General features: G+C 48.7%; 18 protein-coding genes. 4 read left to right on the forward strand and 14 right to left on the reverse strand.

Translation table 11 applies throughout. From position 1 onward, the window contains the following. Nucleotides 1-6: 6 nt before the first annotated feature. From AAA857_RS07590 to psmA, 6 genes are all read right to left on the reverse strand, one after another. On the reverse strand, nucleotides 7-372 hold the full coding sequence (locus tag AAA857_RS07590; protein ID WP_338174349.1) for a 50S ribosomal protein L37ae: 366 nt from the start codon (nucleotides 370-372) through the stop codon (nucleotides 7-9). Next, the gene (locus tag AAA857_RS07595) at nucleotides 373-1158 is read right to left on the reverse strand and encodes a hypothetical protein (RefSeq protein WP_338174350.1); all 786 of its coding nucleotides are present in this window, start codon (nucleotides 1156-1158) and stop codon (nucleotides 373-375) included. It lies immediately after the preceding gene. Further along, on the reverse strand, nucleotides 1158-1886 hold the full coding sequence (rrp41, locus tag AAA857_RS07600; RefSeq protein ID WP_338174351.1) for an exosome complex exonuclease Rrp41: 729 nt from the start codon (nucleotides 1884-1886) through the stop codon (nucleotides 1158-1160). Before rrp41 ends, AAA857_RS07595 begins: the two co-directional genes overlap by 1 nt. Beyond that, on the reverse strand, nucleotides 1886-2575 hold the full coding sequence (locus tag AAA857_RS07605; RefSeq protein ID WP_338174352.1) for a hypothetical protein: 690 nt from the start codon (nucleotides 2573-2575) through the stop codon (nucleotides 1886-1888). Before AAA857_RS07605 ends, rrp41 begins: the two co-directional genes overlap by 1 nt. 71 nt (nucleotides 2576-2646) lie before the next feature. Beyond that, nucleotides 2647-3333 carry a ribosome assembly factor SBDS gene (locus tag AAA857_RS07610; RefSeq protein ID WP_338174353.1) on the reverse strand — a complete coding sequence of 229 codons (687 nt, stop codon included), beginning with the start codon at nucleotides 3331-3333 and terminating at the stop codon, nucleotides 2647-2649. 56 nt (nucleotides 3334-3389) lie between these two features. Beyond that, complete coding sequence (psmA, locus tag AAA857_RS07615) at nucleotides 3390-4118, reverse strand: archaeal proteasome endopeptidase complex subunit alpha (RefSeq protein WP_338174354.1); 729 nt, start codon at nucleotides 4116-4118, stop codon at nucleotides 3390-3392. 153 nt (nucleotides 4119-4271) lie between these two features. On the opposite strand from psmA, the gene AAA857_RS07620 reads away from it, so the two are divergent. Further along, nucleotides 4272-4919, forward strand: a complete 648-nt coding sequence (locus AAA857_RS07620) for a diphthine--ammonia ligase (RefSeq protein WP_338174355.1) — start codon at nucleotides 4272-4274, stop codon at nucleotides 4917-4919. Here the strand turns inward: AAA857_RS07620 and purB are convergent. The 3 genes from purB to AAA857_RS07635 all read right to left on the reverse strand — a co-directional run bounded on the left by purB (nucleotide 4913) and on the right by AAA857_RS07635 (nucleotide 7061). After that, complete coding sequence (purB, locus tag AAA857_RS07625; RefSeq protein WP_338174356.1) at nucleotides 4913-6262, reverse strand: adenylosuccinate lyase; 1350 nt, start codon at nucleotides 6260-6262, stop codon at nucleotides 4913-4915. The two genes, AAA857_RS07620 and purB, sit on opposite strands and share 7 nt — an antisense overlap. A 76-nt stretch (nucleotides 6263-6338) precedes the next feature. Then, complete coding sequence (locus AAA857_RS07630) at nucleotides 6339-6773, reverse strand: hypothetical protein (protein WP_338174358.1); 435 nt, start codon at nucleotides 6771-6773, stop codon at nucleotides 6339-6341. 72 nt (nucleotides 6774-6845) lie between these two features. Next, a complete protein-coding gene (locus AAA857_RS07635; RefSeq protein ID WP_338174359.1) occupies nucleotides 6846-7061 on the reverse strand; it encodes a hypothetical protein in 216 nt (71 codons plus the stop codon). Nucleotides 7062-7151: 90 nt separating this feature from the next. Here AAA857_RS07635 and AAA857_RS07640 point away from each other — a divergent pair, with 90 nt between their 5' ends. Next, nucleotides 7152-7742 carry a hypothetical protein gene (locus AAA857_RS07640; protein WP_338174360.1) on the forward strand — a complete coding sequence of 197 codons (591 nt, stop codon included), beginning with the start codon at nucleotides 7152-7154 and terminating at the stop codon, nucleotides 7740-7742. On the opposite strand, the gene AAA857_RS07645 is transcribed toward AAA857_RS07640, so the two are convergent. From AAA857_RS07645 to AAA857_RS07655, 3 genes are read right to left on the reverse strand one after another with little or no spacing between them, the layout of a single operon-like run. Next, nucleotides 7725-7982 (reverse strand): hypothetical protein, encoded by a 258-nt coding sequence (locus AAA857_RS07645; protein ID WP_338174361.1) that lies wholly within the window; start codon nucleotides 7980-7982, stop codon nucleotides 7725-7727. The genes AAA857_RS07640 and AAA857_RS07645 overlap by 18 nt on opposite strands. Before the next feature lie 57 nt (nucleotides 7983-8039). Further along, nucleotides 8040-9236: a DUF1743 domain-containing protein gene (locus AAA857_RS07650; protein WP_338174362.1), complete on the reverse strand. Its 1197-nt coding sequence runs from the start codon at nucleotides 9234-9236 to the stop codon at nucleotides 8040-8042. A 9-nt stretch (nucleotides 9237-9245) separates the two neighbouring features. Further along, nucleotides 9246-9863: an HAD-IIIA family hydrolase gene (locus AAA857_RS07655; protein ID WP_338174363.1), complete on the reverse strand. Its 618-nt coding sequence runs from the start codon at nucleotides 9861-9863 to the stop codon at nucleotides 9246-9248. Nucleotides 9864-9994: 131 nt separating this feature from the next. Between AAA857_RS07655 and artA the strand changes: the two genes are divergently transcribed. Together artA and AAA857_RS07665 are read left to right on the forward strand one after the other, a co-directional pair. Further along, nucleotides 9995-10909: an archaeosortase A gene (artA, locus tag AAA857_RS07660; RefSeq protein ID WP_338174364.1), complete on the forward strand. Its 915-nt coding sequence runs from the start codon at nucleotides 9995-9997 to the stop codon at nucleotides 10907-10909. A 14-nt stretch (nucleotides 10910-10923) separates the two neighbouring features. After that, nucleotides 10924-12024 carry an NADH:flavin oxidoreductase gene (locus AAA857_RS07665; protein WP_338174365.1) on the forward strand — a complete coding sequence of 367 codons (1101 nt, stop codon included), beginning with the start codon at nucleotides 10924-10926 and terminating at the stop codon, nucleotides 12022-12024. 2 nt (nucleotides 12025-12026) lie between these two features. Here AAA857_RS07665 and AAA857_RS07670 read toward each other — a convergent pair whose 3' ends face one another. Then, complete coding sequence (locus AAA857_RS07670; RefSeq protein WP_338174366.1) at nucleotides 12027-15665, reverse strand: pre-peptidase C-terminal domain-containing protein; 3639 nt, start codon at nucleotides 15663-15665, stop codon at nucleotides 12027-12029. Between the two features lie 151 nt (nucleotides 15666-15816). After that, the gene (locus tag AAA857_RS07675) at nucleotides 15817-21099 is read right to left on the reverse strand and encodes a DEAD/DEAH box helicase (RefSeq protein ID WP_338174367.1); all 5283 of its coding nucleotides are present in this window, start codon (nucleotides 21097-21099) and stop codon (nucleotides 15817-15819) included. Between the last annotated feature and the right edge of the window lie 23 nt (nucleotides 21100-21122).

Raw genomic sequence — 21122 nt, forward strand, 5'->3', positions numbered from 1 at the left:
TGATGCTCACTCTTCTTCTTCGCTGGCGTGCATGCCTTCTGCGAGCTCTCGCTCGTAGTTCATTGCTGCTTCTTGAGCAATGAAGGCCATGTCAGCGGTGGTTGCACCGTCAACGGACCGACGTAGAATTCTGTTGTTGGCTTCGGATGCTCGGGTGAACGGCTCCCATGCGCCACCAGCAAATGTGTGGTCGCACTTCTTGCAAACCCAAATGCCGACGGATTGGCGTTCGACCTTTTGGTATTGACAAACAGGACAGGTGTATTTACGAGAACGCTTGGCCATTGCTGAACCTGCGTTTCGACGTACTGATACACCATATCGTGCACCAAATCGTGCTGTTGCTCCGGCTTTTTGTGTTCGCTTTGCCAATCAGTTCCCCTCCTCTTTTGCTACGAGTTTTCGAAGTTCAACACAGTGCTTCTGAGCCTCATCGAATATCTCAGCAAACTCAGCGGGAGTGAAGACCCCTTTTAGCCCCTTCTGTAATGAGTGGAGGTGGCCCTCATCTCCGAGAGTAATGTGAATGCGCTCATCGCCTCCCAATTCCTCTTCTTCTGATGGGTCGTAAACAAATCGGCCACCTGCTCGAGTGAAGGACGCCATAATCGGAGTGCTGCTCACTTGTAATTTGTGATCTTCACCAACATCGAATCGTTCTGCGGGAACAACCGCAGTGCGCAATGCTGCAATAGCGGCGAGTCCACAGGCATCGAAGATGTTGCCTTGATCGGAAAGGACGTGAATGTCAATCATGACACCCCAAACTTTCTCACCAGGCACAATGCACAGACTTTCCATGTCAATGCATCCTGATTCGCGAATTCCACGGTCAACCACACGGCTAAGTTCAATGGATTGAGGTGATGGGGGGCCTGGTTCGTACTTTCGTCCAGCCACAGGTCGGAGTTCTGCTCCACACATGAGGGAACCCTGAGTCGGGCGGTCTGGCCAAGGTGTACGAAGTTCGAACTTGACTCCTGCGTAAACGATGGTTCCACCCATGGTGACCTTTGCAGATCCTTCAGCGTTGTAGAGACAATCGGTTTCGAGAGTAAGTTCACGCGCTTCCCATCGGCCACGGCCGTCAAGACGAGCATCTTCTTCTGCAAGGCGAGCAAGTTCCTGTCGTAGCAAACTGGGGACGAGTTGAGGCATCAGGCCTCACCTCCTTCGTAGCGTCGTTGCAAGGCATCGACCATGATTTCATGGATTTCCTTTGCAGCCTTGAAATTGTATTCCATGGCGAGATTGAATTCATCAGGAGAAAGGTCACCGTCCATCTGAAGGAACGCTATTTCTCCGGTATTGGGTAGAATTCCAACCGGAAGGTCAGCCTGACCGTAGTTGTCTTCTGCTTTGTCGAGGTCAAGGACAACTGTGTCCTCAATTTTTCCAGAAGCAACGCCAACAATCAAGTCGCGCATCGGGATTCCAGCGTCTGCGAGTGCAACAGCAGCAGCGGTGAGACCAGCACATCGAGTACCAGCTTCGGCTGCAAGAATTTCAATTTCAACTCGGATTTTGGACCGAGGATATCGTTCAACGAGAACAACCGATTCCAGTGCTTCAGCAGTTACCTTGGAAATCTCACGAGAACGTCGGTTGAATCCGGGACGAATTCGGTCAGATGTTGAGAAAGGCGCCATGTTGTAGCGGACATCAATAACCGCTCGGTCTTGGCGTTGAATCTTTCTTGGGTGTGCTTCCATAGGGCCATAAACAGCTGCGACAGCAACGTTGAGGCCGTGAGTAACCATGGCTGAACCATCGGCAGCAGGTAGAACACCTGCTTCAATTTTCATCGGTCGCATTTCATCCAGTTTTCGCCCGTCGAGGCGAGAACCATCGTCTTGTAGTAGTTGTATATCTCCGTATCCGCCCATTAAGCATCACCCTTCTTTTCGTGTTCCATCTCTGCGAGAATCGCTTCGAATTCAGTTGTGTGACCTTTTTCGGCCACCATTTTGAGAGCTTTACGAGCCCATGCGATTCCATTTGAATCGCCGTCAATCCATACACGACCGTTTTCGCCGACCATGATGCGGCAATCGCTGGCATCTCGCAAGCGTTGTAGGAGACTGTTACCATCTCCACGAACACGGTCCACATGTTGGACAGGAATATTTTCTACAGCGCCTTGGTTCAAACGGCGAAGGCCGACGCCTTTCATTGTAAGAACGACATTGTGGCATTCATCAACTTCTTGAACACGGGCTAGAACTACATTGCCGACATCCATGTGTTGGCGTGCGGCTCCAAATTCGACCTTCCATGGGGCCAAAGACATTGGAAGCAATCCTTGGAATGCTCCGTTGATATCCATGAACCACAAGTTATTACGAACTTCTGCAACATTGGCGACGATCAAGTCGCCAGAACGAGGCATGTAAGCCGAATGAATGGGATGAACAGACATGGTGTTGTTCTTATCTTGAAGCCAGCCGAGTTGGGTGGCTATCATTGTATCTTGTTCGGTAATAATACCGCTTCCTGCGCGCTTCCCGGCGGATGGCCCGATGGCCATACCCGGGGTCACGAGGCGCTGCTCGGCGCCAGTTTGACCTTGGGACATTCTTTTCTCTCCATTCACGGCGAAACGACATCCCATGATAAAGGCCACCCTGTACACAACAGGTCAGTCGCTTACAATTCTTTGACTTCGGCATCGGATGAACGGCGCATAACTTGTCCAATCAAATCTGGTTTCATACCTGCTGGGCATTCGATGACGCATGCCCAAGAACCGTCCTCAAGCCATCCTTGTTTCTGTTGATAGGGGCGGAGAATCCGATGTACGCCGCCATAGGCAGCACCTGGAACTTTGATAGCAAGGCGAACGGATTCGAAGGAAAGTGGAATAAGCGGTTTCAGTTTTGCTATGGCGTCTTTGACTTGTTCATCTAGGCGCTTGAACGGGTCAACGGAGTATCTTGATTCATCCAAGGCGAGTTCAAGACGAGTTTTTGGATGAGGAGACTTCGTTTTTGGATCCACGGCTTGCGTATGGATTTGATGGATGATTTGTTGACGCATCGTTTCAACCATGGCTTTTCGTTGAACCGTCGTAAGTTGAAGACTTCCCTTTTGGAAAATCATCTGTGCAATCGCCACAATGTCTTGTGTCCCAAATACGGCCTCTATGGATTCCTCTGTGGGGCGCTCGCCTCCACGGGCATCATGAAATACTTCATCCATTGCAAAAAAGTCGTCCGGATTTACCGAAGATGGGTCTGCCTTGAAATCATCAACGAGATACGGGTCAACAAGAATCTCGTATCGCTTACCGCCCTTTTCCATTCGTGCAAGAACTGCTGCATCTAGACTTACCATAGGGTTCCCTCATGCAGGGACAATTCGTGAGGAGGCATCAATGTGCCGACCTATTTTCAGTCATCAAGTGGTTTAAGACGGTCGATTTGCTTGTTCACAGCAGCTCGGTCAAGCACTCGATACCCTTCTGAATCAACAACAGTCACTTCAACAGCCTCTCGATTAAGTTCCGCATCATTTCCAGTCCGGAGTGCTTCCAATCCGAGTTTCATAGCAGCATTAAGCGTCATGTTCTCCTTCCAGTTGTCTTCGAAGAATTCAATCACGGTGTTACGACCGCTGCCGATTGCACCTGCGTGATAGGACTGGTATGCACCAGACGGGTCTGTCTCATAAAGGTGGATTCCGTTATCGTCGACTCCGCCGATGAGGAGGGCTGTTCCGAAGGGACGTGATCCGCCGTATTGGGTGAAGGATTGCTTGAAGTCGCAAATTTTCTTGACCAGTACATCAACAGGAACTGTAGCGCCGTAGGTGATTCGGTTAACTTGTGCCTCTACACGAGCTCGGGCAACGAGTTGCCGAGCGTCTGCAACGAGGCCGGACGTAGCGACTCCAACATGGTTGTCAACTTTGAACATCTTCTCAATGGACTCTGGAATGATGAGGCGACTGATGATGCGCTTGTCACAAACTAGGACAACACCGTCTTTGAATTTCAAGCCTGCAGTGGTGGTTCCACGCTTTACTGATTCTCGTGCATATTCGACTTGGAACAATCGTCCGTCTGGGCTAAACGTGGTAATTCCATGGTCGTATCCTCTTCCGCTTGGTTGCATATTCATGACCTCTGTTTCTTTCGTTCGGTTGACACTTTATGAGGATGCGGGTGAATTGAGATGACCCGCCTCTCCTTCAACAGGTTTCTCAAACACTCCCCCCATATCAACCCTCAGTTTGAGAACCATACTCATGAAGGTGAACACCTTGGGAGCGTCATGCGGGTCGCAATCCTTTCATCGGGAGGAAAAGATTCTGCGGCTGCATGGTGGTGGGCTCGCTGTAAAGGATGGACCATCGATTCTCTCGTTACCATCACAGTCACTGGAGAGGATTCTCCAATGTTTCAAATTCCTGGAACCAAATTGGTCAAGCAACAGGCAGAACTTGCTCATCTTGAATGGGTTAACGTCCCTACATCAGGAGAAACACCACAAGACATTGAAGATTTAGAATCTGCACTAAGAAAGCGCCAAATCGATGGGTTCGTAAGTGGAGCACTTCGTTCAGACTACCAAAAATCTAGGCTTGAACGGATGGCTGAGCGTCTTGACCTGATCAGTTGGACGCCCTTGTGGCACCAAGACGGGGATAGCCATCTCAGTGAGATGGTCGACAACGGATTCGAAATTATGGTCACTGGAGTGAGTTGTGAAGGATTGGATGAATCTTGGCTTGGGACGATTTTGAACCGGACCAAACTCGCAGAACTGCGGCATCTTGCAAAACAATACCGCTTCCACATCGAAGGGGAGGGAGGGGAATACGAAACACTGGTGATTTCTGGTCCGCACATGGACCGCTCATTGGATGTTGAATTCACGACCCATTGGGACGGTGTTCGGGGCCATCTTGAGTTTCATTGAATCGCGGCCCGTGCGAGGGCTACACATTCGTCAACAAGTTCGCCAGACACACCAATATGGTTGGCTGGGTCAAACATTGCTTCCAATTCATCTGCAGAGAATGCCGTTGAAATTGCAGGAGTACGGCTGCAGACATCAATCAGTTCTTCCTTATTTGCTACAGCAGTGAACGAGGCTTCTCGAAGGATCTCATGGGCTTCATCCCGAGCGATTCCACGATCTACAAGGTCAATCATGACTTTTTCAGCCATAACGAGCCCACGTTGAGCCTTGATGTTTTCAAGACAACGTTCGGCATCAACCCACATGTTTGTCAACACGTCGCGTGTTTTTGCGATGACATCCTCACAAAGTGCTGAACCGTGTGAGAGTGTAAACCGCTCGCTGCTCGAATTAGCTAAATCTCGCTCGTGCCACAGCAGTGCGTTCTCGTAAGTTGGGATAATCATTGAACGTACGATACGAGCCAAACCTGATGCATTTTCGGATTTAATCGGGTTCTTTTTGTGAGCCATCGTTGACGAGCCAACTTGCTTTTTGACATCAAAACCTTCCCCTGCTTCCTGGATTTCTGACCGCTGAAGGTTTCGGATTTCTTGAAGAATTTTCTCACATGTTGCGGCGATGTTCGCCAACCATGACACGTATTCGATGTATCGGTCACGGCCTACGACTTGTGTGGTGGCGAGAGGTACGCCTAGACCAAGGTGGGTGAGAATGAGGCGCTGTAGTTCTCGTGCATTCACGCCTTGGGCGGCGCCAGTGCCTACTGCTCCGAGGAACTTTCCTACCGCAATTCGTGGCGTCGCTTCATCCAATCGAACGAGTTGACGGCGCAATTCATCAAGCCAAACAGCGGCCTTCAACCCGAAGGTAATTGGTACCGCTGCTTGTCCATGTGTTCGGCCAAGCATAACGGTGTCTCTCTCACGCTCTGCGACGTCCGCACATACGCCGATAAGAAGGCAGAGTTGCTCACGAAGCATAACAATGCTATCACGCAGTTGGAGGGCGACTGCAGTATCTACGATATCATTGGATGTCGCTCCGAGGTGAATGCACCATCCCGCATCTCCCGCTGCTTCAGCCATGGCTTTTGTGAGTGCCATGATGTCGTGACGGGTTTCTGCTTCAATTTCAGAAACACGTTCTTTGGTAACCGATGTTGGGTTTGCAATGGAAGCGACGATGTCATAGTCGGCTTGTGTAACCCGTCCAAGTTGCATGTGAGCCCAAATGAGAGCACGTTCAACTTCGAGTTGTCGTTCATGCCGACCAACTTCCGACCAAATGTGCTTGAATTCTTGACAGCCGTAGCGGTAATCCAGTGGACAGAATGCCATACATCGTGTCCGTCCGACCCCATCCATGAATATTCCCGTCCACCTGAATGGAGCAAAAGGGGAATTGACAGCCGAATTACTGAGCCACATCGGCTACTACAGGACTCATCACCGAGCGTATCAGGATAATGGCTAACCCTGTCGAGGCCACGAATGAGACCCCGACATAATTGGAAATATTGTACCACATCATCGCTACACCAATCAAGGAACCGTAGGCAACGATTTGACATACGGCCGATGCGTAATGAAGCCGCATTTTACGAGCCGCGCTCAATTGTGATTCGTGCTCGAGAAGAAAGGTGTATATCAAAAAATAAATTGATTGGAATGGCAGAGCGGCGGCGATGATCGTCAGGGCCACTTCTCGGATCACCGTAGGATTTCTCTCCTGCTCTATCCCTTGAAACAACATGAAGGCAGTATTTGTTCCGAGAAGAGCCGCCATAATGGTCCAACGCTTATCTTGTGAAGATGTACGTGCTTCAACATTTACAGAACCTTCATCCATGCGTTGGGTGCAGCAATATAGGGTTTGATGTTATCCCTAGAAAGCAAGGACTTTCTCCGTTCTTTGATGGTCTCAAAGATTACGGAGCAATCTAAGGATTGTTCCAGTTATAGCGGCGACAATCAACAACAAAACCATCATTGCAACGGGCCCGTATTGATTTTTGTCTCCAAGTGCAGTTCCAATGAAACCATCTCGCTGTAATGCTTCTGCAAAACTTGCAGCTTCCTCAAACTCAGGAAGGGGTCTACGTGGTATTCGCTCACCGTCTCGGACTTCACCGGCCATGGTCTCCGCTTACCCGCATAGGTCATAGGCCTTGCTGAGCCGTGTTGACACTACGCAAGACTCATTCACCATTGGCGCGTGTCCACTACCATGGAGCGTCATGTATTCGAGGTAGGTGGGAAAAACATCCACTTTGCAGTTGAAGGGAGCACGGGTGGAACCAGTTTCGGTCTCCACCTTGCCGCAGACACGATTGCGAACAACGGACGGGTGTTGTGGGCATCCAGTGACCTCCCTGATGGGACAAGATTCTCTCAATTGTTCTCCCACCTCTCGTTAGTTGAATCTTCTCGCTTCCATGCCATGAATTTTGGAGGGAAGTTTGAGCGAGCCATAGACGCAATGATCGAAGCGGTTCACGGGCTACCAAGCGTAAAATTGGTTGTTCTCGATGATTGGTGCGACAATACTGGGAGAATCCCTGCCCAACTCGTTTCCCAGGTCAGCCGTTTGGCCAAAGAAACGGGAAGTGAAATTACGCTGCTATTAATTTCTAAAGGGAGCGCTGATGCGAGCGGTAAAAGCGAGCACCCCATTGTTGCGAGAGGAGATAAGGTCATGGCCGATGCCGGATTTGAAACTTGGAAAATGTGGAGGCGCAAAGAGGGTGCAACGAGGACGATCGTCGCTGGAGAAGAGATTCTCGACGTCGAGATAAAAGATTCAGGATTCCATATCTGAATCTTCGTCGTCACCCAAAAGGTCAGCCATCTCGTTCAATGCGTCTTCATCGGGTTCATCGAATTGTTGGGGGTTGCGAGCACCACCAGCAAGTTCGTCCTCACCCGCTACCTTGGGGGCATTACTTTCGAGCATTTCTGTACGATTTTCCATGGCTCTCCGAGAGATAAAATACACCATCACGGCCAAGGTTAAGACGCCCAGTAGGTATGCAATGTTCCGGCTTGTGTCGGGGTCCATAGAAAATTGGAGTTCGCTGCATCTTTTCATCTTTCCGAAGAAAATAGCACAAAAATATTACTTTTTATCTCCCCAAGCCAATGGACGGGCCAGGTGCCTTCTGGCTGACGCAGGAGGTTCAACCCAACCAATGAACGGGGGTTCGGAAGGGACGTCTTCCCAACGGTCATCCAACCGTTGTTTGCATTTTGGACATCGTACGCCTTGATTCTGACCCATACTCTTCATCCGAACGGTGCAGTTTGAACAAAGAGGTCGTAATTGAGCCCTCGCATTCCATGAAACAACACGCAGTTGTTCCATATGAAAGGTGCCGTCTTCTGATTCTAGCCCCTTAAGTTCAATGATATCTCCTTTTTTCAACCATCGCGACAACTGGTTGACGGGTCCGCCTTCACCGTATGAAATCCAAATCCCATGCGTGGTTTCTATCCTCGCATGTTTTCGTTGTCCATCAACTGCAACCTCTTGAACCACAGCCCGAGTGACGGTTTGCAAGTGGTCGCCAGAGGCCTGGTTGGTTTTGAACGTTCGTTGGCCGATCGACGGCTCAGTGTTTGGCGACGAAAGAAGATGGGACAATGCTTCCTTTGCCTGCCCCTCGGTCATTGCACGAACCCCGCATAGTACAGGCGATCGTCCACGAGGAGCGATGAGAGACGTTCCGCTGCGCGGGTCTCGAGACATGAAGGTCCCTGGCCAATTGTCAATTTCAGCGAGCGATTCTGGGCAAACACGACGTGGAGCGTTTGTATCTGATGTCAGCCTCCATGCAATGGCTTCCCATGTGGAATCGACCCCTGGCCATGCAACGGCAGCGGTTGCACCAATGATACCAGCTCCTCCCCAAGATTTGGTTGCCGGAGGAAGGTCATGAACCTCAACATGATGTTGTACCGCAGACCAGTAGTAAATTGGGTCAGGTTGAGAAGTGAACCAGACCATACCCGGGTCGGAAGGAACCTGGGGTCGGTCCGAATGATGGGATGGAGAAATTAGCCCCTTGAACTTAGAAAGTTCTTCAGCCCACCATCCGTCAAGATGGGAAAGAAGCGATTCCTCATCATCGCATTGGAGTTCCACAGAAAGCGCTGCATTTCCTCTTGTTCGCCCCGAAGCAAAGGGCCAAAGACGAACCAAACGAACCGTGCCGACTCGAACCTCATCGGGTAAGTTTTGAAGCAAGTCCTCCATCGATTTGGTGGTACAACCGCCCGCAAGGGAGTCTGTATCGTCTAAACCAAGCCACCCCATAGATTCACCTCAGGGTTGGAATGAATCACCAACATCATTCTCGTTTAACAATCTTGAAATTGCACCATGTATACCCTCATGTGCACTGACTCGATACAGTCGAGCCCCGTAAGCCCAACCAGCACCCATGTCGGAACGACGATCGCCGACCATCAGGTCCAAGGGGTGAAACGGCACCGGTTTCTCACCCCACCAGTTGACGGATTGTTCGGTGATTGAATGAAGGTTTGAAGAAAACATCATCTCTTGTGACCGGCCTTCAACCCGTAGCAATCTATGACCGAGATGCAACATTTCCGGAGATGGTTTTCTGCATCCGCATGCTTCCTCGTAACGGTGCGGACAAGTGAGAAACAAATCCACCATGGCGTCCTCATCCTCAATGAAAAGTTGCTTTTGCAGTTCTTGATGAATGGCTTCAAGTTGCTCAATACCCCACAATCCTCGACTGATTGCCGATTGGTTCGTAACAACGCAAATCAAAAAATTCAACTTCCTCAATTTGGCTACCGATTCTGCGGCGCCTGGGAGCAATTCTACCTCGGAAGGGCGATTCACGTAGCCTTGACGCCCTACGTTAATCACACCATCACGGTCAAGAAATGCAATCGGCCGGCCGGTGTCCATCTCAGCCGAGAGATGCACTCCCCAATGAGCAATCATCCCCGACATGAACATTCCATTGGATGGAGCCTCATTGCCTTTACCAATTCTTGGTGACCTTCATAGGAAACCTCTGCTTGGGTCAACCTGTGCTGATGGAACCATCCACTGCGACATTGATTGGCGCTGCGGGGATGCTTGCACTCGCCATTTCCTGGTTCCTTCGAAAGAATGGAGGAGTTCCACTCGCACAAATCGGTTGGGTTGCAGTAGGGTTATTCTTCTTCAACCAGTCTTGGACCTATTATGAACACAATGACATGGTCCTTACCGTGATGTGTGCCCTCACCTTACCCTTGTGCGTAGGAATTGCATTTTGGGAACGGAACTGTACCGAACCACAACGAGAAGCCTTGAATTGGGCGAGGGGTACGGTCGCATTTGCAGGTGGGCCTTATCTCCTCATTGCATATGTCCCTTATCTCAGCGTTCTCGCAATTTTGTTTGTGGCCACTCAATCCGCATGGTTCCTCGGATTCGCAGGGGGTCAAGACATCGAAGTTGGAACCACGTGGGTCAATGCCCCAGGTGGACGGGTCTCTTGGGAACAATGGGACGGCAATCGTTGGTTTTCTACTGATTTTACAGGAGAATATGCGTTCCAATCGGAACTTATGCTCGCTGACGGAGGGTCAATAGGAATCAATTTCGTCCTCGCATGTACTGCATTACAGTCAATGGTTCTCTTTATCGGAGCCATATCGGTTCTCAACCTCCATTGGAAACAACGCGCTCGGGCACTTCTCCTCATCGTCCCTCTCATTCACCTGCTCAATGTGTTTCGTAACGCTGGCCTGATATGGATGCACATGACCTATACTCAATGGGACCTTTGGGGTATATCGGTTTTTGAGTTCGGACACACCTACATTGCTCGAATAGTCAGTCTATTCGCTATGTTCCTCATGGCCCTGATCATGTTTGAAATTCTTCCATCAATGCACCGCAATATCCTCGCACTCTCCGAACCCTTTGCCCGTTCAAAGCCCCAAGCCAAACGGGACAATTGACCCATGGTGATTCAATGACCAATGTATTGTCAGAATTCACATTCCCAAGGACCGGTTTAACCGTACGAAACCGAACCGTTCTCGCTGCATTAACCAACAAGCAAAGTCATGATGACGGCGTTCTTTCACAAGAAGAACATCATTGGCTCACCTTACGAGGGAAAGGGGGATTTGGAATCGTCACCACTGCCGCAGCCAATGTTACTGAACACGGCCGGGGTTGGGAAGGTGAACTCGGAGTGTGGTCCGACCATCAGGTACCCGGACTTGCTCATCTCGCATCCAAATTGTCGGAGTATGGGGCAGTGAGTTTAGCACAATTGTTTCATGGGGGAATGAGATCTCCGTTCAACCTCACAGGAGTTCAACCTGTTTCGGCTTCAGAAAATACCGAGCCAAGTATGATGGGAATTGTCACAAAAGAACTCACTCATGATGAAATTGAATCCATCATCATAGCGTTTGGTAGTGCAGCAGCCCGTTGTGAAGCGGCTGGTTTTTCTGGTGTTGAATTGCATGGCGCCCACAGCTATCTCATCTCTCAATTCCTTGGCCCCAATACGAACAGACGCAGCGACCAATGGGGAGGTGATCTCATGGGTCGCTCCATGTTTTTACAGCGCATCATTGAACAAGTTCGTGCTCAAACCTCTCAAGAATTTATTGTCGGAGTACGGCTTTCTCCAACCATTCAAGATTTAGGGATTGAATTACAGGAGACCCTACAAGTTGCAAAATGGTGTGCTGGTTGGGGTCTTGACTTCATTCATGTTTCCTGTTGGGATGTGTTCCAAACACAAGCGGATAAATACGGCCAAGAAATCTCTCTCACAAAGTGGTTTAGCAATCACCTTGAAGGCCAGATACCCATCATTACCACAGGAAAGATCTGGGATGGAGAAGATGTAAGATTCGCCATGGATGAAGGCGCTGATTTGGTAGGGGTTGGGCGGGCTGGAATCGCCCACTATGATTGGCCTCAACAATTATCCAAGGGTGATTCATCCCCAAAGAAACCACCCTTTACAGTCGAGCATTTGAAACAGGCTGGACTCAGCGATACCTTCGTGACGTATATGTCAAGATGGGATGGATTTGTCATTCCTCAAAATTGAGGTTACCTCTTTTGCTCCCATGCGTGTTCAGGTTCATCACGGATCCATAGAACACCGCTTCCGGATGGGAACTCAATCGTTTCCTGTCCGTCAAGGACCATGCCCATGAGCGTTGCATCTGGAACATCAACCGAAGGATTTGTCCCAAGGTCAAGTGAGGAGGGAATTTCAAGCGGTTCGGACATCGTTGGCAAGTCGAGTGGTGGTATCGATTCAAGAGACTCGCTCGCCGATTCAGCGTAGGAAGAGCCATCCTCTTGGTTCATGTCAAAAATAGCAGCATCCATGCGTTGTTCATCGCCCCAATCCTTGAGACCGGGCTGATCTCGGTTTGTTCTCATGAATGCGAAAAGCAACCCAGCAAGAATGATAAAGACCAAAGCTGCAGATGAATAGATCAAATCGTTCGCAACACTTGGTGCAAGGTCGGCATTATCTCCAACACCGTCCCCATCGGTATCAACCGATTCATCAGGGTCTTCAGGAAACGCATCATCATCATCAGGAACCCCGTCTCCATCCTTATCAAAAGCCGAGAATGTGGTCTCACACAGTACCAGAAGAAGTTCGAGTTCTTCAGCATCGATAAAGTCATTTTCATTAGCGTCAACCGACGCGAAATCGTATTCATTTTGCGCCTCATGGTTTTCGAGGACCTCTATTGAAACCTCACCACCATAAGGAGAAAGTTCGGCGTATACAGACATCATTTCATTGTCACATGAGCACATCACTTGGAGGTGTTCTGCGTACTCAATGACCCCGTCGCCATTTGAATCAAAAATCATGAGAATTCGAGGACCAGCTGACGTGATCATATCGTCATCTCCCATTCCGATTTCGTCGGGTTCGAGGACTCCAGAACCGTCTGCGTCAGAAGAGGAAAAATCTTTTTCAGCACGAACTACACAAGATGTAGCTTCTGTAGGTTGGGTGGGTTCCACGGGGTCAACGGGGTCAATCGGGAAATCGGATTCATCCCAAAACGCCACCAGAGTGACCTCTTCGGCATCGCTAATTCCAGTCACTTTGATTTCCATGATTCCGTTCATCGGAAATTCGAGCGTCACCATATGATTCGTTCCAGATGTTCCGCTCTTGATGGTCACATCGTCTGTTTCAGTTTCAAGTTCAAAACCACCGGGCCGACCGCCACCGCCGCCAAATATGAGTTCATATTGAACACCGTCAATGATAATTTGAATGTCTCCACTCCCTCCTGACGATTCAATGATGAACACGTTGCCTGGTTCTTCAAGAACTGCATACAATTCAATCGATTGACCCTTTGGAATACTGATTCCTTCCAAAGGCTCGTCATTGTAGAGTTGAATGGGTGTGCCATCGTAATCCCAAACGTAACGTTCTGCGAAATCGGCAAGGATATTGACACCTGTAAACGCCGATTTGGAATTGAGAAGAATGTACCATGTCCCCGGGGTAGGGTCGTTGAAGGCAATTCTGTCACCCGCTCCTTCACTGGTCGAATGGTGATCATAGGTTGAAGATGTCGGGGCTTGGTCAAGACGCATGTAGAGGCTTGCTTCGCCATCACCGTCTGACAAATCAACAATGAGCCGTTCGGTACCTTGAGGGACATCCACTTTGAAATATTGCGAAAGACCGTCATAACCACTGAGCAAGCCATACTCAACACCAGGAGTCAATGTGATTGCATCATCTGGGTCGATGTTCTCAGGTGGATATACAAAGTCGGCTACAATGGTAAATCCTCTCGCCATGCGTGTGGTATATGCAGTAATGTAATACAATCCGGGTTCAACATTGAACAGGTGGACTTCTTCGTCGTTTCCAGGCTCTGTTGACCATACCTCCATGATATCAATGGAAACAGAGTCTTCCTTCTCGTCTTCAAAGAAGGGCTCCTCCCAGTCCCACCAGAAATCAGGTTCGGGTGGGCTGTAAAACGACATCCCCAAATCCACATCTCCGCGTCCACCGTAGGTACGTACTCGTAGATCTGCAAGGGGTTCTGTAACATTGATGTAGTAATAATTCATACCGATATCGTCGAAATTTCCAGGCGTACTGATCTCTTGGTTGGTCACAGCGATGCTTTGTTTGAGTTCTGTCATGTCGTCCAATGTTGGCGGTGGGTCCGCCACCTGGGCTTCGATGGAAATTGATAAGTCTTCAAGTTCGTCATCGGGAATCAGAACGAACCAAACCACGCCTTCTGGGGGCCATGACCATTGTTGATACCCCCAACCAAAGTCAGCTGTGAAGGAGCCATTATTGTTCCACTCATTCGGAATTGACCCAAACCCAATGTACACTTCATAGTTCACAGGATCCTCATAATAGTCAAATTTGAACGCAGAAGAAAACCAAGTCAATTCACGGGTATATGCCTCAACCTCTGTGAAGAAAAGGAGGGTATCTCCTGCATTTGCTTCATCGACCACATGTTCTTCTCCAATGAAGAGTTCAACAGCCTGGGCTACGATACTTCCGTCGGGCATGACCCAGTCCGCCCCAATGATCTCACCTTGGCGGTAACTCGATTGAGTGGTGGTAGAATTAAGGAGGCTCATCACTGAATCAACAGTTGTGTCGCCTTCACCTTCAGGGAAGGTCCATTCTGATTGGAGGTTCGAATCGTTTGATCCGTTCACGCCTATTGAGATTGAGAGGTTGTCCATCATTCCACCAAAATAGTTGCAGTCGCAACCTGCACCCATTCGACCGATGTAAAATTCATCGCATTCTTCGCCGGAGGTAAAGCAATCGTTTGAACCGAAATCTCCGAGCGGGATTTTGGCATCTTCTGAATCAATGAGTCCTGCTGACTCACCGTTAATGAAAAATTCTCCACCGACGCCAATTTCTATGTCAACGCGGACATGTGTCCACGCATTGACCTCGACCGATTGATTTGAAACAGGGTGCTGAGAAAGGCTGTATTGTGATGAATACGCCAAAGAATCACCGTTGAGATAAAGTCCCCAACCGTAATCTCCCTTCATCATGATGAATTGTAATCCTTCATCGGCGTAGGGGTAGATCCATCCTTCTAAAGAAAGACTTGTCAAATTTGAAAAATCCATTCCTGGGTCGTGTTCTACGACAACATGGTCTCCGTCTCCGTTGAATCGCAGGGAGTAATCCGCACCAGGACCGATTTCTACGACTCCGTATACTGGGAAATACTGGGGATCGTTTTCCAAATCATTCCAAGTGCCTGGCATGATGTTGCCCATGTTCGTGCTTGCAATGTGAACGTAGTCTTCGTCACCACCAGCCGAAGGCTGTGCGTCACCCCAATCACGGTAAAGGAACGGGGTGCCATCATGCCATCGGTAATTTCCTTCAGCGTTGAAATCGGACAAGCCCGTCCACAGGTGTCGGGATTGATTGTCCCATGCGGCAAAGGTATTGAACAGCCATGAGTTTTCTGCCTCATCATCAACAGTCGTGAGGAAGCCACCCAAAGAAAGAGCATAGGAGGCAGAATCTTCCCATGAAGCCGCAGAAAGAAGATGATACGTGTTGTTGTTTGCAGGATTCACAACCGTGTACAATACTTCGATTGAATCCGGCGTTTCAGATTGGGATGTCCCAACCATTGGAGTCGCAAGACTGACGAGGAACAGCACAACGAGTGCAAGGGACTTCTTCATGATAATTCTCATACCTTCTTCCCTTATCAAAAAATTGGTATGGTGTTTTGACGAAAATATCACATTTGGAGGACTCACGAACGCCAATGAGGTGTTTCGACCATCATGGTAAATCCACCACGCAACGTCTCCGAAACCCTATGTACGAGTTTCATTGTAATTTTTTACCACCAATTCTCAAATCGGTTTGCAAAGGCATTTGATGCTCCCAAGCGAATTCCTTGACAATTCGCCACGCTTTCTCTGAACCTTCATAATCCTTAACATCGATAATCTTGTTACGAGTATTTGCCTTGAAGGCAGCCACTGGCTCTGCATTCCTGAACACCAAATAGGCCGAACCAAAGCCAAATCGTTCTTTCATGATATCAGCGAAGTAGGGGGCGATTGGGTCGGAAGGTGGGAGGACGAAGTCTCGTATGGAAGGAATTGAGCGAGCCTCTTCCAACAGTTCCTTACGGCCCCAGCAAACTTGATGGAAATCTTCTACAAGGAAGCCTTTGATCAGTGTACCGTCTTCTTCAAAGACGTTGAGGACTGCTTTCAGTTCCTCAGGCTTGAACGATGTACCAGCGAGTTGGGTGAGTTGCCGCAATGTAATGACTGGGTATTGTTCAACGAGTTTACGTATGAATTCTCGACGCAACTCAACGCGGTCAACGTTCGGTCTGAGTTGAACGGTTCTGAATCCACCTCGGAAATCCTGTACGATATGCCCACTTCGAATGAGAGGTTGAACCAACTTTCTAAATTCTGCTTGGCTGAGTGCATGACGCTCTTTGAACAGGTTAGGATCAGAATTGGTGCTGAAGAATTCCACGATGTCCCACAACTCATCGTCAGCAGGCTCGTTTCGAATAACGAGGATGTCCTGGAAGTGCTCGTAAGATGCCCAAACTTGATGCCCACGGAGATTGATTCCTTGGTGAAGTCGGTGGGCACTGGCCATGCTCTTGAGGTTTACACGGTACAATTCACAGCGACCTCTGAGGGCAAAGTCATCTCGGATTTCAGTGACTTTCTTGAGGGCTTGGATTTCGTTCTCATGACGTGTAGCCTGGTGCAGATGGTGCTTATGGAACAATGCACGCTCGGCGATTTCCCGTGGCTGAGGGTCAACGATTGCACCCCTAATCATGCGTTCACCGGTGGGCTTGAATCCAATCGATTCCAAAGCACTTCGAGTCGTTTCATCAAGAGCGGTGATGGGTTCGCTGTTGAAGTTTGACAGTACAGCAACGTCCACCAGCTGGGCTGCGTGATTATCAAGAAGAATCTCAAAAGCCTGGCAGAATTCATCCAGATAAGCCGTGGGAACGTGCAGGTCTTTTATTTCGAGATAATCGTTAACCTTGAACATGAGTACCTTACCAATCGGGTCCACACCTTTGAAAATTGGAAGGTACCATCCACGGTCCAATACGCTTCGAACTTCCCATATGAAACGAGACACGTAGGGGTCTGACTGGGTCAAGATACGAACCGTACGGTCTTCTCGACGGGGACGGAGAAGCAATTCAACTTCGTCAGGTGCGCAGAAGAAGGATTCAGGTTCAGGGACCAAAGCGACGACTCTGGAGATGCGACCTTCTTTCTCAAGATTCATCAGTGCTATGGTGAGGTCTTCGTAACTGCGAGAGACATAGAAGCGTAATGTGTTCGCTTTGACTGGACCCATACGTCGAATGATTTCTTCCAGTGCATCTTCAAAACTCAACGGTTCGTAGACTCCATGCACACGGTGGAACAATGAGAGACGGCGCCTTCTGCCTGTGACGTCTTCAAACTGCTTGACCACCAACATTTGGCGTTCCAAATTGGAAAGGGCATTCTTGAGATCGCGTTGCAAGGCCTTGTGCTCATCCCCTTTAGGATAATTAGCCATGATTTCCTGCCGAGTGACGTTTTCACCCGGAGGGATTTTACTCAAGATTTCATCTTCCATCGGTCCAATCCACGGTTCAGGCTTGAGCCCGAGAAGGACACCGATGTTACGTTTTGTTGTGTAGCCTATTCGATTGTGGAGCAATCGCCCCATGATCACATCGGAATCCAGTTGAACGTCCTTCCAATCACTGAACTTGAATTCATTGATGCGGTAAAGGAGTTCTTGTTGCTTCTGGAACAGGACATGCTCATTGAATGCGGAGAAACCATCATCGTATTGTTTGAACGATTTTTCCAACACCATGTTCTGAATCCATCGGTATTCTACAACTTCTTCCTTACCACCGGTCAAACGGTGTTCATCAACCTTGAGAATGTATTCTGCATCATCTGTTTGACGAAAGAACCCTACTGAAATCACATTGCGTGTTTCTAAATTATGCAAAACCCGTTCAATAAGAGCAAGAGGGAAGGGGAGGCGAAGGTCGAGTTCATCCGATGTCTTCGGACCTTCGGAGCCCAGCATTTCGATGATTTTGACTCGCATTGCTTCCTGAGGGTCACTGAGAATTTGTTTTTCCCATACCGTTGGCGTGGTCCCATCATATGCTGTTGCTATGTCGTAGGTAATTCCACGGGTATGAAGCTCACGAAGGTCCTCAACCTCTTTACCGCCGTTCACGGCCAAGCAACCGAGAGTTCCGTGGATTTCAGCCATGTATGGAGAGAACCATTTGCCGTCAAGTTCCTCTTGGCCGGTTCCGTCAACCTTCGTGATTTCACCGGATTGAATCAGTTCTTCAACCCATCCAGCAACGGTTGGAATGGGAATGTTAGCAAGTTTTTCTTTGTAAAGTGGGTTCTGAAACTCTCGATCCAAACCGCCACCATGACTCATCAGGCGGAACAATTCCTTTGAATTCGTAGGAACTGGTGCCTTGTTTGCATAAAAATCGGTCAGTTGCTCGGCTGTTAATTCTGTAGCCAACGAACGTGTTCCAAGCAATCGTTGGAGAATCGCAGGGTCGATATCTTTGACCAAAAACGCCCGTGTTTTCATTGACATCAAATCTTCAAAGGCTGACATGAAGAGTGACATGCCCAGTCGAGAGGGAACGACGACCTTGGTGTGGACAATCCGAGCATCTCCGCTCATGCAGGCTTGCAAAAACGCCTCAAGACCGATCATGTCAATATCCCCAAACATGATTTCATTCTTTGCTTCACGCATCAGCAAACTACCGTCGGTGGTTCGATGCTTGTTGAGAAGGGCCTCAGCCCGCTGTTGGAATTGTTGTGGACTGATTTCCTCTGCACCCATCCGCTTTGGAATAATCAACGAACGCCCAGAAACCTCTCTAAACCTCTTAGCAAAAATTTGAGTATTGATAATGTAGCGTTCAATGACTTCAATGTGATTGTTGTTTCGGAATGCTGTGTACATCTCTCCCGGGTCGACCTCTTGGGAAGTACGCAACAACAATCCGTTTTCATCAAAGGACATTTCAATGACTGAAATGTTGTTCGCCTCAGCCAATCCCGCCATGAAATATCCGAGTGCTGTGTTGAAACCTCGGCCACGGCATGTGGTGATCATGTAGGTAGGGTGGGCGCCAGTGATGACCTGTTCTACGAGAATTCGGTCAGGGTCCGGGACCTGAAACGAATCGATTGAATGCTCTTCCAAATGGCGCGCAATGGCGCTGGCAACTTCTTTGGAAAGTCCATATGCGTCACGCAATAAGATGCGAGGGTCTTGTTCCCGACGAAGTGCGACGATGCAATGACCGATAAGGTCGAGGAGGGCTTTGGACAATTCACGACTCCGTGAACGTGCCTCTCCAGACCATGACGGAATGGTCGGCCGGTGGCCAGTTACCGAGGTGACATTGACTCTCGTCCCCTGGATGTTGGTCACTCTATAGGTAGAACCACCGAGCAGAATTACATCGCCACCTCTGAGATTGGAGACAAAGGAACCCGACAATTGTCCAAGAATCGAGCCTTCTGCATTGAAAACAAGATAGGAATTATCTGGAGCAATTGTCCCAATGTTTGTGTAGTAAATCATTCGGGAATATCCTCGTTTTCCGTAAATATTTTCTTCCCAATCAACCCAAACACGACGTTCTTCTTCAAGCATGTCAAGAACTTCAATGAAATCGTCATATTGGAAATTCCGATACGACCATGAATTCACAATGATCTCATATGCCTCGTCGATATCAAGTTGGTTGATAATGACAAGACCGATCATGAATTGAGCTACAACATCCAAACAATTTTGAGGAAAATCAAGGCGGTCCATATCTCCTGTTTGAATGGCGGCTTGAAGGGCTGCAAGTTCAATCAAATCGTCAACACTTGAGGGAAGGAAACGAGCTCGTGGAATACCGCCCACGTGGTGCCCTGCCCGCCCAATCCGTTGTAAAGCAGTAGCAATATCACCCGGACTACCGACTTGCAATACCAAGTCAACTGAACCAATATCAATACCCATCTCAAGCGATGACGATGTCACGACTGCTCTTAGATGGCCTAACTTGAGTTTACGTTCAACATCCAACCGAATGTTTTTGTCCATAGAACCGTGATGGCCAGCGACCAAATCACCCAAGAACGGGCGTAAGCGTTGAACGATTGTTTCGGTCATTTTCCTCGTATTCGCAAAGACAAGGGTCGTGGTGTGTGCACTGATGAGGTCTGCGATAGCTTCAATGTTGTACTCCAGAATTTTCATCACCGGTAAATCACTAAATTTAGGATGGGTGATGAGAATGTCCAAATCGAGTTCACGAGAACCCGAAATTTTGGCGATGGATACCTTCGTCATTTGACCTCTGGCTTCCCGGTCATCACTGCTCACGAGGTATTCTGCAACGGTTTCCAAAGGCTCCATTGTAGCAGAAATACCTATTCTTTGAACCGGGTTTTTCAAAAGGGTATCAAGCAGCGAAAGCGTGAGAGAGAGATGGACGCCTCGTTTGGTAGAAACCATTGAGTGCAATTCGTCAATAATCATGTATTCGACTTCGCTCACTATAGGTTGGAATCGAGGCGACGTGATAGCAATGGCCAAACTTTCGGGTGTAGTAATGAGAATGTGAGGGGGCTTACGAAGCATTTTTTGTCGGTCGGATTGTGAAGTATCACCGGTACGCAGACCAACACGAATTTCTTGGGCTCGGTCAGGCAGATATTTTTCTGTAATTTCCTTGAGCGGCCCAATAAGGTTTCTTTGAATGTCGTTCGCAAGGGCCTTGATCGGTGAAATATAAATCGCATGAACTTTTTTCTCTAACTTTTGTTCCAAAGAGAGCCGAACCAAATTGTCAATGATGGAAAGGAAGGCTGTCAATGTCTTACCCGATCCCGTAGGTGAACAGAGCAAGAGATGTTCCTTGTTCATAATCGAAGGAATGGCTAGTTTTTGAGGCTCAGTAAAATCTGGAAATTTGTCTCTAAACCAATTTCGAACAGGTGGGCAGAGCTGTTCGTAAAGTGGTTCGGATTCCATTGGAGAATCCAAGTAGACTATTTCTGCCATTTTATTTTCCACACCCGTGTGAC

This window comes from Candidatus Poseidonia alphae, assembly GCF_943787815.1.
Lineage (GTDB): Archaea > Thermoplasmatota > Poseidoniia > Poseidoniales > Poseidoniaceae > Poseidonia > Poseidonia alphae.